The organism is Sporosarcina sp. UB5 (assembly GCF_050859005.1).
In the GTDB taxonomy this organism is placed as follows: Bacteria; Bacillota; Bacilli; order Bacillales_A; family Planococcaceae; genus Sporosarcina.
The window spans coordinates 1126018-1142500 of sequence record NZ_CP125984.1; the positions used below are offsets into that span (position 1 = coordinate 1126018).

The following is a 16483-nucleotide window of genomic DNA, read 5'->3' on the forward strand; positions in this document are numbered from 1 at the left end:
GTCGAATTAAAGGAGAGCATTTTTATGTCTGTTCCGTTCATTACGGTAGAGGGGCCGATCGGCGTCGGCAAAACAACACTGTCTAAGGCGATTGCAGATGCACAACAGTTCCATCAGTTAAGCGAAATCGTAGATGAAAATCCATTTCTAAATAAATTTTATGATGACATTGAGGAATGGAGCTTCCAAACCGAGATGTTCTTCCTCTGCAATCGTTACAAGCAATTAAGCGATATCCAGAAGAAATTTTTAAGCCGCCAACAGCCGGTTGTTGCGGACTATCATATTTTCAAAAACCTTATTTTTGCAAGGCGCACGCTTCCTACAGACGAGTATGCTAAATACGAAGAAATTTATCATATTTTAACGAGGGACATGCCAGTTCCGAATGTAATTATTTATCTTCATGCTTCGCTCGATACACTTATGAAAAGGATTGCGTTACGTGGGCGCGATTTTGAAAGAAAGATTGATCCTTCCTATTTACGCCAGCTCTCGGAGGATTATGAGCAATTTATCGCTGACTTTGAAGCTGCACATCCGGAAACTCCAGTTCTGCATTTCAACGGTGATGAAATAGACTTCGTCAACGACGCAGGGGATTTACAAGCAATCCTCGGCAAAGTCGATGAGACGATACGAAAAGGAGCAGTACAATGAATTTACGAGAAAAGTATGGGATACCTAAAAATACGGTCATTACGATAGCAGGTACAGTCGGAGCCGGTAAATCGACAATGACACATGCATTGGCGAACGCTTTAGATTTTCGGACATCCCTTGAAAACGTGGATGAGAATCCATATTTAGACCGATTTTACGATGACTTTGAAAAATGGAGCTTCCATTTACAAATTTATTTTTTAGCGGAACGTTTCAAGGAACAGAAGCGGATTTTCGAATACGGTGGCGGCTTTATTCAAGACCGTTCCATCTATGAAGATACAGGCATTTTCGCTAAGATGCATAAAGACAAAGGAACGATGGATCCAGTCGATTACGATACATATACGAAGCTGTTTGACGCGATGGTCATGACTCCGTATTTCCCGCATCCTGACTTGCTCGTCTATTTGGATGGTCCGTTTGAGAAAATCCTTGAGCGAATCCAAGAGCGAGGCCGTTCGATGGAACAGCAGACTCCGCTATCCTATTGGGAAGAGCTGCATGACCGTTATGTAAAATGGATCGATTCATTCAACGCATGTCCAGTGTTGCGTATTGATATTACGGATTACGATTTAAAAAGCAATCCCGACGAAGTAGAAACGATTGTCGAGCGAATCGGTAATATGTTGAGTTTGTCGTCTATGTTGAAAAAATAAGGGAAGAGCAGCCACTGCTCTTTTTTCATCGATAGCGCTCCAAGCCCCGCGCCAAAAGCGAGGCAATCCGCGCTCAAACAAAACAGGCAGAGGAGTCCAAATGGATTCCTCTGCCTGTTTTATTACACAAAGTCAAAATGTTAAACTCGAACACTAGAGTTCACAAAAAACTCCTTATACAACTCTTTCAAACTCTTCGTTTCATCCTGCACTTTCACCCCGAAGACAAGGCTGACTTCCGATGATCCTTGGTTAATCATTTCAATGTTGGAACCGCTCCTCGCAATGGCTGAAGCTGCGCGCGCTGCCAATCCGGTCGTATACTGCATACCTTCCCCGACAAGTACGATCATCGAGTAATCATGCTCCACAATAACTGCATCCGGTTCCAATTCTGTATGGATCCGTTCCACAATCCGCTCTTCCTTCTCTTTCGTCAAGAACTGACTGCGCATAATAATTGAAAGGTTATCAATACCGGACGGCGTATGCTCATACGGAATTTCTTCTTCCTCCAATATTTGCAGTAGTCTGCGGCCGAACCCAACTTCCAAGTTCATTAAGTACTTATCGACGTAAATAGCTGTAAAGCCGCTGTCCGCAGCAATTCCAATTACTTGCTGCTCATTATAGTCCCGTTCTTTAACAATTAACGTACCCGGTGCATTAGGGTTATTCGTGTTTTTGATACAGACAGGGATTGATTTTCGGAAAGCCGGGATGAGTGCCTCGTCATGGAAAACGGAGAAGCCCGCATATGCTAGTTCCCGCATTTCACGGTATGTCATCTTTTTAATAGCAACTGGATTTTCAATTACAGTCGGATTGGCAGCGAAGACCGAATCGACGTCCGTGAAATTTTCATATAGATCGGCTTTTACAGCTGCAGCAATAATTGAACCGGTAATATCTGATCCACCCCGATTGAATGTACGGAGTGTTCCGTCTTCTGTGTAACCAAAAAATCCTGGAAAGACAATGATTCCCGGCTCATCACGCAATTTAGCAAGTCGTTCGTCCCCTTCAGGCAACGCCCGAACACGCTCCGGCCGATCGTTTACGAGCAATCCACCTTCTCGAGGGCAAACATACTTTGCCTCCACCCCGATTAGTTGAAAATAGGCAGCAATCAATTTCGCATTATTATCCTCGCCAGCCGCTTTCATCGTATCCATGAACAATAAGGTGTCTTCTTTATGACGAGAGAGCCGGCCACGTAAATCGAGCTCAATCTTTTCAACGATAGTGCCGTCTAGGCCAAGACTTTCCGCAATGGAACGGAACCGATCGACGACTTCTAGTAAATCACTCTCCGTATTTCCATTCGCTAAAGCCTTCTCCCCGAGCTGGATGAGGAGGTCAGTAACTTTAGTATCATCTGAAAAGCGTTTGCCGGGAGCTGAAACAACTACAATCTTACGGTCACTGTCAGAAATTACAATGTCGACGACTTTTCTAATCTGCTCGGCTGTTGCAACAGATGTGCCGCCGAATTTACATACTTTCATATTCATCAGATCCATTCTTTTATAAATTATACAGTTTCACGATATCTTGAACTTTACCATAAAAGGGGTTGTTTTTGAAAGCTTATTTCTCTATAATGTCTTTATGCGAAGAACGATTGTTTTTCCATAGTGTACATACGGTAAGGGGAATCGTCAAATATGATAAAAGAAATTAATATCGGTTTACTCGGATTTGGGGTCGTAGGTGGCGGTGTAGCTGAGATTCTTCATAGGCACCAAGATGATTTGAGCCATAAATTAGGCGTTCCAGTTAAAATAAAAAAAGTTCTTGTAAAAGATGCAACCAAAAAAAGGGAGACCGAACTGTCACCCGATACGTTCACGACCGATCTAGATGAAGTGATTGAAGATCCAACAATTGACCTCATTGTGGAAGTAATTGGCGGGACAAGCGAAGCAAAACAGGCAATCGAAAAGTCTCTTCGTGCAGGAAAAGGAGTCGTGACGGCGAACAAGGATGTCATGGCACAATTCGGTCATGATCTACTGAAACTTGCAGATGAGCATAAATGCGACCTGTTCTATGAAGCTAGTGTCGGAGGTGGTATCCCGCTTATCCGAACGCTTGAAGACGGACTTGCATCTGATCGAATCCGCGCGCTAACAGGTATCGTCAATGGAACGACGAACTTCATTTTGACGAAAATGAAACACGAAAACAAAACATATGAAGAGGCGTTAGCAGAAGCAACAGAGCTCGGGTATGCAGAGGCTGACCCGTCGGCGGATGTCGACGGGATTGACGCGGCTAGGAAAATGGCAATCCTTGCGTCGCTCGTATTTTCGACGGAAGTCCGTTTGGAGGACGTCTATGTAAGAGGAATGAAAGATATCCAGGGTGGCGACCTCGCATTGGCAGAGCAGTTTGGCTTCACCGTGAAAATGGCAGGTTCCGCGAAAAAAGATGACGATGGAATTGAAATTTCCGTAGAACCGGTGTTCATTCAAAACTCGCATCCGCTTGCCTCTGTTAATAATGAATTCAATGCAGTTTATGTATATGGAGATGCGGTCGGAGAGACAATGTTCTACGGACCGGGGGCAGGTTCATTGCCGACAGCAACATCTGTTACAGGGGATATCGTAGCAGCATGCCGCAATTTATTGCTTGGCGTGAATGGAAAACGACCACACGCACCGCAATTTGCATACAAAGTAAAAGATGACAACCAAATTATCGGCCGCTACTTCCACAGAATTTCTGTAAAAGACGAGGTGGGCGTGCTGACGAAACTATCAGCGATTTACAGCGAACATGGGGCAAGCCTAGCAACCGTCGTTCAGCATGAAGGAAACAACAATGGCGGCGTCGACTTAATCATGATCACCCATAGCATTTCACGACAACAGCATTTAGACATCATGAATGAACTGCATAACACACCGGAAGTCATCGGCGTTGTTAGCTACTACCGAGTGGAGGGCGAAAAAAGATGAGAAGATGGAATGGATTAATCGAAGAATACAAAGAATGGCTACCGGTGACTGATAATACGCCAGAACTCACATTGCAGGAAGGAAACACACCACTCATCCATTTGAAAAATCTCTCCGAACAATGGGGCGTTAACCTGTACGTTAAAACAGAAGGGACAAACCCAACAGGCTCTTTTAAGGATCGCGGCATGGTGATGGCTGTCGCTAAAGCGAAAGAAGAAGGAAAAACCGCGCTCATTTGCGCCTCCACGGGCAATACATCTGCTTCAGCTGCAGCGTACGGCGCACGCGCGGGGATGCGCACAATCGTCGTCATCCCGGAAGGACGGATTGCGCTCGGGAAACTAGCGCAGGCGAAAATGTATGGCGCGGAAATTGTAGCAATCGAAGGGAACTTCGACGAGGCGTTACGCATGGTACGTGAAGCAGGGGAAGGGAAAGTCGCTCTCGTCAACTCAGTAAACCCTTACCGGTTAGAAGGCCAAAAGACGATTGCATTCGAAACGATTGAGCAATTAGGGAAAGTACCGGATATTTTCGCGTTGCCGGTCGGGAATGCAGGAAATATTTCTGCTGCATGGAAAGGCTTTAAGGAATATGACGCGAAAAAAGGATCGGGTACGCCAAAACTGTTAGGTGTACAAGCGGACGGGGCTGCTCCAATCGTCTATGACCGTGTATTTGAAGAGCCTGAAACAGTCGCAACAGCTATTCGGATTGGGAATCCTGCAAGCTGGAACTTAGCGACAGCAGCGCTTGATGAATCCGGTGGAGATATTTTATCTGCTACCGACGAGGAAATTTTAGAAGCATACAGCTTGCTCGCTTCAACTGATGGCGTTTTTGCGGAACCAGCCTCTTGCGCGACAATTGCAGGCATTAAGAAACGTCTTGATGCAGGGTTAATTGAAAAAGGAACGACAATTGTTGGCGTACTTACTGGGAATGGACTAAAGGATCCTGAAACGGCCATCCATGTGAATGAAGGAAAAGCTTTCTTATCGAAGGAGCAGTTCGATGCATTCTTAAACGAATTGAATGAAGAGGCCTCGGACTAATGGAAGGGCCATTATTTACGGCCGTTGTTCCGGCAACGACGGCGAACTTGGGACCCGGGTATGACAGTGTCGGAATGGCGCTTTCCTTGTATATGACCGTTGACGTAAAGAAGTCTTTAGAATGGAACGTTCACTACGATGGGGAAGAATATGCAGATTTGCCAGCAGACGACACGAACTTAATTGTCCAAACGATTCAAGACGTGGCAGGAAGATACAACAAGGAAGTTCTTCCACACGCGTTGCATGTTACATCCGACATCCCTCTTGGCAAAGGACTCGGCAGCAGCGCAACTGCGATCGCTGCAGGCATCGTCATTGCAGATAGGATTCTCGGGCTAAACTTGAAACCTATCGAGATAGCGCGGATCGGAAGCGAACTGGAAGGGCATTCGGACAATGTGATCGCAGCATTGCTTGGAGGAATAACGGTTACGTACTTCACATCAGACGAATTGGAAATTATCCAATTGCCACGACCTACTATCGGTGTAGTCATCCTCGTACCTCCGAAGGCGCTCGGGACCGAGGAATCAAGAGATCTTCTTCCAAAGGAGTTGTCGCATTCCGAAGCAGTCGCAGGAAATGCGGCCAGTAGTATGATGACAACGGCAATGGCTACCGGTGACTGGAAGCTCGCGGGCCGGATGATGGAAAAAGACGTTTTCCACGAGCCGTATCGCAAAAAGCTATTCCCGAAATTTGACGAAATCCGTGCCTATTGCCATGAAATTGGTGCCTATGGCATGACAATTAGCGGTGCAGGTCCATCCTTGTTTATAGCCGTAAAGGAAGGGACTGAGGAGGAAATTGCAAAGAAGCTGGAAAAAGAATTCCCATATTACAAAGGAATTGCGACAACTCCCTCCCCTATAGGGTCAACCATAAAAAAAGATGCCTCTTAGCCAATAGCTGGCGAGGCATCTTTTTAGGTTTAAAATAAAAAAAATCCATTACATCTAATGTAACAGATTCTCCAACTTATGCGCTTTTTTAAAATGTATGGCGGAGGAAGAGGGATTCGAACCCCCGCGGGCTTTAACACCCCTGTCGGTTTTCAAGACCGATCCCTTCAGCCAGGCTTGGGTATTCCTCCGTATCAACAAGACATAATTTATCATGATTCATTTAACGTGTCAACTACTTATATGCAGGTTGTTTTAGTAAATGAATTCATGAAAATCTGTCATTTGTGAGAGGGATGAGACTTAATCGAGGAGGACGAGAATTTATTCAAGGGAAACGAGAACTTTAACGGCGTAAACGGGAACTTTTCTGTAGAGAATGAGAACTTTATCGTCGTAAATGAGAACTCCTCCGCGGAGAACGAGAACTTTTTCGTCATAAGCGAGAACTCTTCCGTAGAGAATGAGAACTCTTTCGCCGTAAATGAGAACTCTTCCATGATGAACGAGAACTCTTCGGCAATAAACGAGAACACTTCATTCCTAGTACTCACAAAAGCCGTTCTTTGTGACGGGCTTCGATTCAAGCAGCCATTTCCCGCAAATTAAGATAGAAGTTTCAAAGTCCAACAACAGGTGAGAGATGTTCGGGTCATAAGTCAAAGCTGCACTGTGCTAAAGTGCGCCACTGAGCATCTTTGCCTTATGTCTGTCGCTTTTCATAGACGGTAGGTTGATTTTATCCACAAAAACATGTATACTAAGAGAGCCGTGCTAGGTGGGGAGGTAGCGGTGCCCTGTAACTTGCAATCCGCTCTAGCAAGACTGAATCCCTTCTCTGAGGCTGTCCGCATGTAGGGTCTGCCTCTTGCACGTAGTGTTGACGTCTGGGTCCTGCGCAATGGGAACCCATGAACCATGTCAGGTCCGGAAGGAAGCAGCATTAAGTGGTATTTCTCATGTGCCGCGGGGCAGCCTAGGCTGAGCTGGCGACAGGAGTAACGCTTATGTGCGGCAGTCGAAGGAAGGTGCACGGCTTTAACTATACAAATTCAACTCGTCCGTTTATCGGGCGAGTTTTTTTATGCCTAAAGCGAAAGCCGTCACGAAGAACGGCTTTTGCGAGTAAAAGCGCAGCGTTACGAGCACAACGTGGCTGACTTATGACCCCGAGCATCTGGCCGTCGAAGCTGGATGTTACGTTCATCTATGCTATAATAAAAACACTATTGCTCGACAAAGAAAGGAGGGGGAATGGTGGTTTATCAGGCTTTTTATCGTGTTTACCGCCCACAGTCGTTCAGTGAGATGTCCGGACAGCGACACGTCAAACAGACATTGCAAAACGCCTTGTTGCACAATAAGACGTCCCATGCTTATCTGTTTTCAGGACCGAGGGGGACAGGAAAGACGAGTGCTGCAAAGGTTTTTGCAAAGGCATTGAATTGCGAGAACGGTCCGGCGAGTGAGCCGTGTAATGAGTGTCCTACATGCATTAGCGTGACGGAAGGGTCGAACACGGATGTCATCGAGTTTGACGCCGCTTCAAACTCACGAGTGGAGGAAATACGTGACATTATCGAGAAAGTCCGATTCGCTCCATCGAATGCGCGTTTTAAAGTATATATTATTGATGAAGTGCATATGTTATCTAATTCGGCGTTTAACGCTCTATTAAAAACGTTGGAAGAGCCGCCGTCGCACGCAGTATTTATCTTGGCGACGACAGAGCCTCACAAGCTACCGTTAACCATCATTTCCCGCTGCCAACGATTTGACTTCAAACCGATTACGTCGGCTGAAATTGTCGATCGGATGAGACAGGTGTTGGACGATGTCGGAATTGAGGCGGATGAAGGAGCATTGAAAGTCATCGCACAAGCCGCATCAGGCGGAATGCGCGATGCGCTTAGTATGCTCGACCAAGTAGTATCATTTAGCGGGGATCGGCTAACAGCGGAAAGCGCACTGCTCGTCACTGGGTCAATCGGGGAAGATATATTCTACCAATTGGCAGAAGCGCTTCACTCGAAAGACGCTGCAGCTGCATTGACGCTGCTCGATCAGCTCATCGCGGAAGGGAAGGATATATCTCGTTTAGCAGAGGATCTCATAACCTTTTTCAGGGATCTCCTTCTATTAAGAACAGCTCCAGAATTGGTTGAACTACTTGAACTGATTTCAGGGGATGAACGATTCGTATCTATGTCGAATACATTTGAACCGGAAACTCTCTATTCATTCATAGACATCCTTTCAAAGACACAACAGGAAATGCGATTCTCAAACCATGCAAAAGTGTATGTGGAATCAGCATTGCTAAAAATGATCCATCTGGAGGGACCGGCTGTACCCGTGGGCAATCAAACGGTTGATCCGCATCTTGCTCAAAAGGTGGAAAGCCTCGAACGCGTCATAGCGGATCTACAGCAACAGCTCGCAAACGGGGTTCGTCCTGCAGAAAATGCTCCGGCTACTGCACAGCCGAAAAGAAACGCTTCAAAATCATCACAGTCGTTCAGAATACCGACCGGAAAGATAAATGAAGTGCTAAAAGGCGCCACCCGTCAAGACATCCAAGTGATCCGGGAAGAATGGGCGTCTATGATGCAGACGTTGCAACGATCCCACTCTGCACTCCTCGAAGAAACTGAACCTGTTGCGGCATCCGACAATGCTTTTGTGTTAAAATTCAAGTATGAAATCCATTGCCTAATGGCTTCGGAAAATTCCTCGCTTAAGTCAGGTCTATCAGAAGCCCTTCGCACACGAACCGGCAAGGCATATGATGTCGTGTATGTTCCGGAGGATGGCTGGCTGAAGGTTAGAGAAGAGTTCATTCGGAACAATGGTTTGATGAAGCAACAGGACGGGACGGATGAGGCGACTGGCGAGGGCAATGAAGGTGCGGAGGAAATCCCTTCGTTCGTTCAGGAAGCCGAGCAGTTGAACGATGATCCAATCGTTGCGGAAGCAGAAAGAATGTTTGGCAAGGAATTCATTAAAGTACATGATGATTAAACAATATTGAGGAGGAAATCACAATGCGTGGTATGGGAAATATGCAAGGCATGATGAAACAAATGCAGAAAATGCAAAAGAAAATGGCGGAAGCCCAAGAAGAACTTGGTGAAAAGCGTCTTGAAGGTACAGCGGGAGGCGGCATGGTGAAAGTAATCGTTTCAGGCCATAAAGAAGTGCTTGAAGTTACTATCGATCCATCCGTCGTCGATCCGGAAGATGTGGAAATGCTGCAGGACCTTGTTGTAATTGCAACAAATGAAGCAATGAAGCAAGCTGAAGAACTAACGAACTCCACAATGGGACAATTCACGAAAGGATTGAACCTGCCTGGAATGTTCTAGGAGGAAAAGACATGCATTATCCTGAACCGATATCGAAACTGATTGATAGTTTCATGAAACTGCCAGGCATCGGCCCGAAAACAGCGGGCCGTCTGGCGTTTTTTGTATTAAGCATGAAAGAAGATACAGTGCTCGACTTTGCTAAAGCACTCGTCGACGCAAAACGGAATCTGCGTTTCTGTACAGTTTGTGGGCATATAACCGACATAGACCCGTGTCAAATTTGCCAAGACCAATCTCGTGACCGGACGATGATTTGCGTCGTCCAAGACCCGAAAGACGTCATTGCAATGGAAAAGATGAGGGACTACAACGGAATGTACCACGTCCTACATGGCGCAATCTCCCCGATGGACGGTGTTGGTCCCGAAGATATTAATGTCCCTTCCTTATTGACTCGCCTTCAGGATGAAGAAGTGGAAGAATTAATATTGGCGACAAACCCGACAATTGAAGGAGAAGCTACAGCAATGTACATTTCAAGGCTCGTAAAACCATCGGGCATTACGACTACGAGAATTGCACACGGCCTTCCTGTCGGAGGAGATCTTGAATATGCGGATGAAGTGACATTATCAAAAGCTCTTGAAGGGCGCAGGGAATTATAGGGGGTCAACGCCTATGTTTGGCCGAAAGAGAAAAATAAAAAGGGAATTTGATGCCCAGCTTTACAACCTACTGCTAGAAATGAAGGAAGAGTGGGAACAGGCGAGGGAAATTGAGAATTACTTAAATGATTATAATCAAGAAGTGATGGTACGAAGGAAGATAGCTGAAAGCAAGTATTTTCATTTATTTAAAGAAGCAAAGGAACGCCAGCTTCGTATAGATCGCGAATAAACTTCAAATAAACGTCAACTGAGACAGAACGTGATAATTTTCTAGGGAAGCGCATAGAGTAGACTATTAGTCGAAAGGGGCGCTTTCTATGAAAATTATCGGCATCACCATCATCGGGATGATTTTAATCCTATTACTGATGATGGATAAAAAACAAATCAAGAAACTGTCCGAGCGTCTATCTATATTTTGGTTTCGCTTGGCATTCGCTTTTCTAGCACTTTTCATCTTGAATATTGTAGGAGGATTTATAGGCATCTATTTTCCGGTGAATATCGCGTCAGGGCTCCTATTAGCCATATTGGGAATTCCGGGATTCGCCGCGTTATTTACATTTGCGCTCTTTCTATAGTGAATGTCTCTTCTATAGAGAAGGGGCATTTTTAAAGTCAACGGATGAAACGTGTACAACATAAGCCTTTGCTTCCGTAAATCCTCTTGAAATTAGGAGGAAATGTTTTTTTGTAAAAAAGTATTGCAATCAAATAGACAAGCTGGTATAGTAAATAACGTTGCACTTCTGGTAAGCAAATAACTGCTGAAAAACATTTTGAAAAAAGATGTTGACAATGAAGTTGCGAAAATGGTATTATATAAAAGTTGCTTCTGAACGAAGCGATTAACAATGAACCTTGAAAACTGAACAGCAAAACGTCAACAAATAAAGTTCTGAAGCCGACTCTGTCGGTGAAAAGAACAAATGAATCTTCGGATTCAAAATTGACATCTTAAATGATGCCAGCAAGAAACTCGAGCTACTCGAATTTCTCTATTATGGAGAGTTTGATCCTGGCTCAGGACGAACGCTGGCGGCGTGCCTAATACATGCAAGTCGAGCGAATTGAGGGGAGCTTGCTCCCTGATATTAGCGGCGGACGGGTGAGTAACACGTGGGCAACCTGCCCTGCAGATGGGGATAACTCCGGGAAACCGGGGCTAATACCGAATAATCAGTTCTTCCGCATGGAAGAACTCTGAAAGACGGTTTCGGCTGTCACTGCAGGATGGGCCCGCGGCGCATTAGCTAGTTGGTGGGATAACGGCCTACCAAGGCGACGATGCGTAGCCGACCTGAGAGGGTGATCGGCCACACTGGGACTGAGACACGGCCCAGACTCCTACGGGAGGCAGCAGTAGGGAATCTTCCACAATGGACGAAAGTCTGATGGAGCAACGCCGCGTGAGCGAAGAAGGTTTTCGGATCGTAAAGCTCTGTTGCGAGGGAAGAACAAGTACGGGAGTAACTGCCCGTACCTTGACGGTACCTCGTCAGAAAGCCACGGCTAACTACGTGCCAGCAGCCGCGGTAATACGTAGGTGGCAAGCGTTGTCCGGAATTATTGGGCGTAAAGCGCGCGCAGGCGGTCCTTTAAGTCTGATGTGAAAGCCCACGGCTCAACCGTGGAGGGTCATTGGAAACTGGAGGACTTGAGTACAGAAGAGGAAAGCGGAATTCCACGTGTAGCGGTGAAATGCGTAGAGATGTGGAGGAACACCAGTGGCGAAGGCGGCTTTCTGGTCTGTAACTGACGCTGAGGCGCGAAAGCGTGGGGAGCAAACAGGATTAGATACCCTGGTAGTCCACGCCGTAAACGATGAGTGCTAAGTGTTAGGGGGTTTCCGCCCCTTAGTGCTGCAGCTAACGCATTAAGCACTCCGCCTGGGGAGTACGGCCGCAAGGCTGAAACTCAAAGGAATTGACGGGGACCCGCACAAGCGGTGGAGCATGTGGTTTAATTCGAAGCAACGCGAAGAACCTTACCAGGTCTTGACATCCCGCTGACCGGCATGGAGACATGTCTTTCCCTTCGGGGACAGCGGTGACAGGTGGTGCATGGTTGTCGTCAGCTCGTGTCGTGAGATGTTGGGTTAAGTCCCGCAACGAGCGCAACCCTTGATCTTAGTTGCCAGCATTCAGTTGGGCACTCTAAGGTGACTGCCGGTGACAAACCGGAGGAAGGTGGGGATGACGTCAAATCATCATGCCCCTTATGACCTGGGCTACACACGTGCTACAATGGACGGTACAAAGGGCTGCGAACCCGCGAGGGGGAGCCAATCCCATAAAACCGTTCCCAGTTCGGATTGCAGGCTGCAACTCGCCTGCATGAAGCCGGAATCGCTAGTAATCGTGGATCAGCATGCCACGGTGAATACGTTCCCGGGTCTTGTACACACCGCCCGTCACACCACGAGAGTTTGTAACACCCGAAGTCGGTGGGGTAACCCTTACGGGAGCCAGCCGCCGAAGGTGGGACAGATGATTGGGGTGAAGTCGTAACAAGGTAGCCGTATCGGAAGGTGCGGCTGGATCACCTCCTTTCTAAGGATAATTACGGAATATGAACCTTTGGTTCATACGTTGACGTTTTGCGTTCAGTTTTGAAGGTTCATCCATTAGGATGCACTTTCGAAACTTGTTCTTTGAAAACTGGATAAAACGACATTGAAGCAACAAAACATCAAGTAATCAACCGAGTCGATCACTTAGTGATTGAACAATACTTTTTTAACGTTTACCAAAGTATATCGCTATACCGAGGTAAACACCCGAGGGTTTTGAGAAGCGAATAGCTTTTTGAAATCTGTATAAAGGTTAAGTTAGAAAGGGCGCACGGCGGATGCCTTGGCACTAGGAGCCTATGAAGGACGGCACTAACACCGATATGCTTCGGGGAGCTGTAAGTAAGCTGTGATCCGAAGATTTCCGAATGGGGAAACCCACTGCCCGTAATGGGGTAGTACGTTTACGTGAATACATAGCGTAAACGAGGCACACCCGGAGAACTGAAACATCTAAGTACCCGGAGGAAGAGAAAGAAACATCGATTCCCTTAGTAGCGGCGAGCGAAACGGGAAGAGCCCAAACCAGGAAGCTTGCTTCCTGGGGTTGTAGGACACTCTATACGGAGTTACAAAGGGACGGATTAGACGAAGAGGCCTGGAAAGGTCTGCCATAGCGGGTAATAGCCCCGTAGTCGAAAGTCCGTCCCCTCCAGAGTGGATCCTGAGTACGGCGGAACACGTGAAATTCCGTCGGAATCCGGGAGGACCATCTCCCAAGGCTAAATACTCCCTAGTGACCGATAGTGAACCAGTACCGTGAGGGAAAGGTGAAAAGCACCCCGGAAGGGGAGTGAAATAGAACCTGAAACCGTGTGCCTACAAGTTGTCAGAGCCCGTTAATGGGTGATGGCGTGCCTTTTGTAGAATGAACCGGCGAGTTACGATTCCATGCAAGGTTAAGCAGCGAATGCGGAGCCGCAGCGAAAGCGAGTCTGAATAGGGCGAATGAGTATGGGGTCGTAGACCCGAAACCAGGTGATCTACCCATGTCCAGGGTGAAGGTAAGGTAACACTTACTGGAGGCCCGAACCCACGTACGTTGAAAAGTGCGGGGATGAGGTGTGGGTAGCGGTGAAATTCCAATCGAACCTGGAGATAGCTGGTTCTCTCCGAAATAGCTTTAGGGCTAGCCTCAAACGAAAGAATCTCGGAGGTAGAGCACTGTTTGGACTAGGGGCCCATCCCGGGTTACCGAATTCAGACAAACTCCGAATGCCGATGATTTATGTTTGGGAGTCAGACTGCGGGTGATAAGATCCGTAGTCGAGAGGGAAACAGCCCAGACCGCCAGTTAAGGTCCCCAAGTATCTGTTAAGTGGAAAAGGATGTGGCGCTGCCCAGACAACCAGGATGTTGGCTTAGAAGCAGCCACCATTTAAAGAGTGCGTAATAGCTCACTGGTCGAGTGGCGCTGCGCCGAAAATGTACCGGGGCTAAACAGATCACCGAAACTGCGGATTGACACCTATGGTGTCAGTGGTAGGAGAGCGTTCCAAGGGCGTCGAAGCTAGACCGTAAGGACTGGTGGAGCGCTTGGAAGTGAGAATGCCGGTATGAGTAGCGAAAGAAGGGTGAGAATCCCTTCCACCGAATGCCTAAGGTTTCCTGAGGAAGGCTCGTCCGCTCAGGGTTAGTCGGGACCTAAGTCGAGGCCGAAAGGCGTAGACGATGGACAACAGGTTGATATTCCTGTACCACCTCCCCGCCGTTATCAGCAATGGGGGGACGCAGAAGGATAGGGTGAGCGCGCTGTTGGTTATGCGCGTCCAAGCAGTGAGGTGTGAAACGAGGCAAATCCCGTTTCTATAACATTGAGCTGTGATGGCGAGGGGAATTATCCCCGGAGTCCCTGATTTCACACTGCCAAGAAAAGCCTCTAGCGAGGCGGGAGGTGCCCGTACCGCAAACCGACACAGGTAGGCGAGGAGAGAATCCTAAGGTGATCGAGAGAACTCTCGTTAAGGAACTCGGCAAAATGACCCCGTAACTTCGGGAGAAGGGGTGCTCTGGTAGGGTGTTAAAGCCCGAGAGAGCCGCAGTGAATAGGCCCAGGCGACTGTTTAGCAAAAACACAGGTCTCTGCAAAACCGTAAGGTGACGTATAGGGGCTGACGCCTGCCCGGTGCTGGAAGGTTAAGAGGAGAGGTCAGCGCAAGCGAAGCTTCGAATTGAAGCCCCAGTAAACGGCGGCCGTAACTATAACGGTCCTAAGGTAGCGAAATTCCTTGTCGGGTAAGTTCCGACCCGCACGAAAGGCGTAACGATCTGGGCACTGTCTCAACGAGAGACTCGGTGAAATTATAATATGCGTGAAGATGCGCATTACCCGCGACAGGACGGAAAGACCCCGTGGAGCTTTACTGTAGCCTGATATTGAATTCCGGTGCAGCCTGTACAGGATAGGTAGGAGCCTTGGAATCCGGAGCGCCAGCTTCGGAGGAGGCAATGGTGGGATACTACCCTGGCTGTATTGGACTTCTAACCCTTGCCCGTGATCCGGGCAGGAGACAGTGTCAGGTGGGCAGTTTGACTGGGGCGGTCGCCTCCTAAAGTGTAACGGAGGCGCCCAAAGGTTCCCTCAGAATGGTTGGACATCATTCGTAGAGTGCAAAGGCATAAGGGAGCTTGACTGCGAGACCTACAAGTCGAGCAGGGTCGAAAGACGGGCTTAGTGATCCGGTGGTTCCGCATGGAAGGGCCATCGCTCAACGGATAAAAGCTACCCCGGGGATAACAGGCTTATCTCCCCCAAGAGTCCACATCGACGGGGAGGTTTGGCACCTCGATGTCGGCTCATCGCATCCTGGGGCTGTAGTCGGTCCCAAGGGTTGGGCTGTTCGCCCATTAAAGCGGTACGCGAGCTGGGTTCAGAACGTCGTGAGACAGTTCGGTCCCTATCCGTCGCGGGCGCAGGAAATTTGAGAGGAGCTGTCCTTAGTACGAGAGGACCGGGATGGACATACCGCTGGTGTACCAGTTGTCTTGCCAAAGGCATCGCTGGGTAGCTATGTATGGACGGGATAAATGCTGAAAGCATCTAAGCATGAAGCCCCCCTCAAGATGAGATTTCCCATTACATTTGTAAGTAAGATCCCTCAAAGAAGATGAGGTGGATAGGTCCGGGGTGGAAGCGTGGCGACACGTGCAGCTGACGGATACTAATCGATCGAGGACTTAACCTTATAAGTTAATTAAGTACGGTTGAACTTGAAGTTCAGCAACAATGTTGGTTTTATCCGGTTTTGAACGAACAAGTATCGTTCAATTGTCTGGTGACGATGGCGAAGAGGTCACACCCGTTCCCATACCGAACACGGAAGTTAAGCTCTTCAGCGCCGATGGTAGTAGGGGGCTTCCCCCTGTGAGAGTAGGACGTCGCCGGGCCAAAGCCATTCCCTTTGGGGAGTGGTTTTTTTGTGTTTAAAAATCCGGAGGATTCTTCATTTTTGTCGTTATATCTACTGGGTACTTGATGAAGTTCGAGGAAAGTGCAGAAGGAATGGCATGCGTATGACCGCAAGAAATGTAAAGGGTGCGATATTTGTTATATAAGCGTATCGAGAAATTAACGAAAAAAAACCGTTGGTATTTAGATCGTTATCTAAGCATGTCTGATGAATTGAAAAAGGCATACGAACTGAATGAGGCCGGCTGAGTGTTTTGATTGGGTAAAGAATG

Annotated in this window: 11 protein-coding genes, 1 tRNA gene, 3 rRNA genes, 1 other RNA gene and 1 pseudogene; 15 read left to right on the forward strand and 2 right to left on the reverse strand. The window is 47.6% G+C overall.

Annotated features, from left to right (window positions below; genetic code table 11):
• The first annotated feature begins 24 nt into the window (after window positions 1-24).
• Window positions 25-660, forward strand: a complete 636-nt coding sequence (locus QM454_RS05945) for a deoxynucleoside kinase (RefSeq protein ID WP_432362831.1) — start codon at window positions 25-27, stop codon at window positions 658-660.
• Window positions 657-1325 carry a deoxynucleoside kinase gene (locus tag QM454_RS05950; protein WP_432362834.1) on the forward strand — a complete coding sequence of 223 codons (669 nt, stop codon included), beginning with the start codon at window positions 657-659 and terminating at the stop codon, window positions 1323-1325. Before QM454_RS05945 ends, QM454_RS05950 begins: the two co-directional genes overlap by 4 nt.
• Window positions 1326-1465: 140 nt before the next feature.
• On the opposite strand, the gene QM454_RS05955 is transcribed toward QM454_RS05950, so the two are convergent.
• Window positions 1466-2833 (reverse strand): aspartate kinase, encoded by a 1368-nt coding sequence (locus QM454_RS05955; RefSeq protein WP_432363881.1) that lies wholly within the window; start codon window positions 2831-2833, stop codon window positions 1466-1468.
• A gap of 159 nt (window positions 2834-2992) precedes the next feature.
• Here QM454_RS05955 and QM454_RS05960 point away from each other — a divergent pair, with 159 nt between their 5' ends.
• From QM454_RS05960 to thrB, 3 genes are read left to right on the forward strand one after another with little or no spacing between them, the layout of a single operon-like run.
• Window positions 2993-4291: a homoserine dehydrogenase gene (locus QM454_RS05960; protein ID WP_432362836.1), complete on the forward strand. Its 1299-nt coding sequence runs from the start codon at window positions 2993-2995 to the stop codon at window positions 4289-4291.
• Complete coding sequence (gene thrC / locus QM454_RS05965) at window positions 4288-5349, forward strand: threonine synthase (protein WP_432362839.1); 1062 nt, start codon at window positions 4288-4290, stop codon at window positions 5347-5349. The genes QM454_RS05960 and thrC overlap by 4 nt, the downstream gene beginning before the upstream one ends.
• Window positions 5349-6254 carry a homoserine kinase gene (gene thrB, locus QM454_RS05970; RefSeq protein WP_432362842.1) on the forward strand — a complete coding sequence of 302 codons (906 nt, stop codon included), beginning with the start codon at window positions 5349-5351 and terminating at the stop codon, window positions 6252-6254. The genes thrC and thrB overlap by 1 nt, the downstream gene beginning before the upstream one ends.
• A gap of 98 nt (window positions 6255-6352) precedes the next feature.
• Here the strand turns inward: thrB and QM454_RS05975 are convergent.
• Window positions 6353-6445 (reverse strand) — tRNA-Ser (locus QM454_RS05975).
• Between the two features lie 578 nt (window positions 6446-7023).
• On the opposite strand from QM454_RS05975, the gene ffs reads away from it, so the two are divergent.
• The 10 genes and pseudogenes from ffs to QM454_RS06025 all read left to right on the forward strand — a co-directional run.
• Window positions 7024-7290: signal recognition particle sRNA large type (gene ffs, locus QM454_RS05980), an RNA gene on the forward strand.
• Between the two features lie 221 nt (window positions 7291-7511).
• The gene (gene dnaX, locus QM454_RS05985; protein WP_432362844.1) at window positions 7512-9275 is read left to right on the forward strand and encodes a DNA polymerase III subunit gamma/tau; all 1764 of its coding nucleotides are present in this window, start codon (window positions 7512-7514) and stop codon (window positions 9273-9275) included.
• A gap of 23 nt (window positions 9276-9298) precedes the next feature.
• Window positions 9299-9619 (forward strand): YbaB/EbfC family nucleoid-associated protein, encoded by a 321-nt coding sequence (locus tag QM454_RS05990; protein ID WP_432362847.1) that lies wholly within the window; start codon window positions 9299-9301, stop codon window positions 9617-9619.
• An 11-nt stretch (window positions 9620-9630) separates the two neighbouring features.
• Window positions 9631-10227: a recombination mediator RecR gene (gene recR / locus QM454_RS05995; RefSeq protein WP_432362849.1), complete on the forward strand. Its 597-nt coding sequence runs from the start codon at window positions 9631-9633 to the stop codon at window positions 10225-10227.
• Window positions 10228-10240: 13 nt separating this feature from the next.
• Window positions 10241-10459 (forward strand): YaaL family protein, encoded by a 219-nt coding sequence (locus QM454_RS06000; protein ID WP_432362852.1) that lies wholly within the window; start codon window positions 10241-10243, stop codon window positions 10457-10459.
• Between the two features lie 88 nt (window positions 10460-10547).
• Window positions 10548-10811: a pro-sigmaK processing inhibitor BofA family protein gene (locus QM454_RS06005; RefSeq protein ID WP_432362854.1), complete on the forward strand. Its 264-nt coding sequence runs from the start codon at window positions 10548-10550 to the stop codon at window positions 10809-10811.
• 419 nt (window positions 10812-11230) lie between these two features.
• Window positions 11231-12782 (forward strand): 16S ribosomal RNA (locus tag QM454_RS06010).
• Window positions 12783-13053: 271 nt separating this feature from the next.
• Window positions 13054-15987 (forward strand): 23S ribosomal RNA (locus QM454_RS06015).
• Window positions 15988-16073: 86 nt separating this feature from the next.
• Window positions 16074-16189: ribosomal RNA gene (gene rrf / locus QM454_RS06020) — 5S ribosomal RNA — on the forward strand.
• The 16S, 23S and 5S rRNA genes sit together here, the layout of an rRNA operon.
• Before the next feature lie 57 nt (window positions 16190-16246).
• A pseudogene (locus tag QM454_RS06025) lies at window positions 16247-16454 on the forward strand (transposase); the annotation flags it as partial.
• Window positions 16455-16483: the final 29 nt, after the last annotated feature.

Bases quoted from the DNA above. Each gene is read 5' to 3' on its own strand.
- QM454_RS05945 (WP_432362831.1), top strand. From the start codon at position 25: ATGTCTGTTCCGTTCATTACGGTAGAGGGGCCGATCGGCGTCGGCAAA.
- QM454_RS05950 (WP_432362834.1), top strand. From the start codon at position 657: ATGAATTTACGAGAAAAGTATGGGATACCTAAAAATACGGTCATTACG.
- QM454_RS05955 (WP_432363881.1), bottom strand. From the start codon at position 2,833: ATGAAAGTATGTAAATTCGGCGGCACATCTGTTGCAACAGCCGAGCAG.
- QM454_RS05960 (WP_432362836.1), top strand. From the start codon at position 2,993: ATGATAAAAGAAATTAATATCGGTTTACTCGGATTTGGGGTCGTAGGT.
- thrC (WP_432362839.1), top strand. From the start codon at position 4,288: ATGAGAAGATGGAATGGATTAATCGAAGAATACAAAGAATGGCTACCG.
- thrB (WP_432362842.1), top strand. From the start codon at position 5,349: ATGGAAGGGCCATTATTTACGGCCGTTGTTCCGGCAACGACGGCGAAC.
- QM454_RS05990 (WP_432362847.1), top strand. From the start codon at position 9,299: ATGCGTGGTATGGGAAATATGCAAGGCATGATGAAACAAATGCAGAAA.
- recR (WP_432362849.1), top strand. From the start codon at position 9,631: ATGCATTATCCTGAACCGATATCGAAACTGATTGATAGTTTCATGAAA.
- QM454_RS06000 (WP_432362852.1), top strand. From the start codon at position 10,241: ATGTTTGGCCGAAAGAGAAAAATAAAAAGGGAATTTGATGCCCAGCTT.
- QM454_RS06005 (WP_432362854.1), top strand. From the start codon at position 10,548: ATGAAAATTATCGGCATCACCATCATCGGGATGATTTTAATCCTATTA.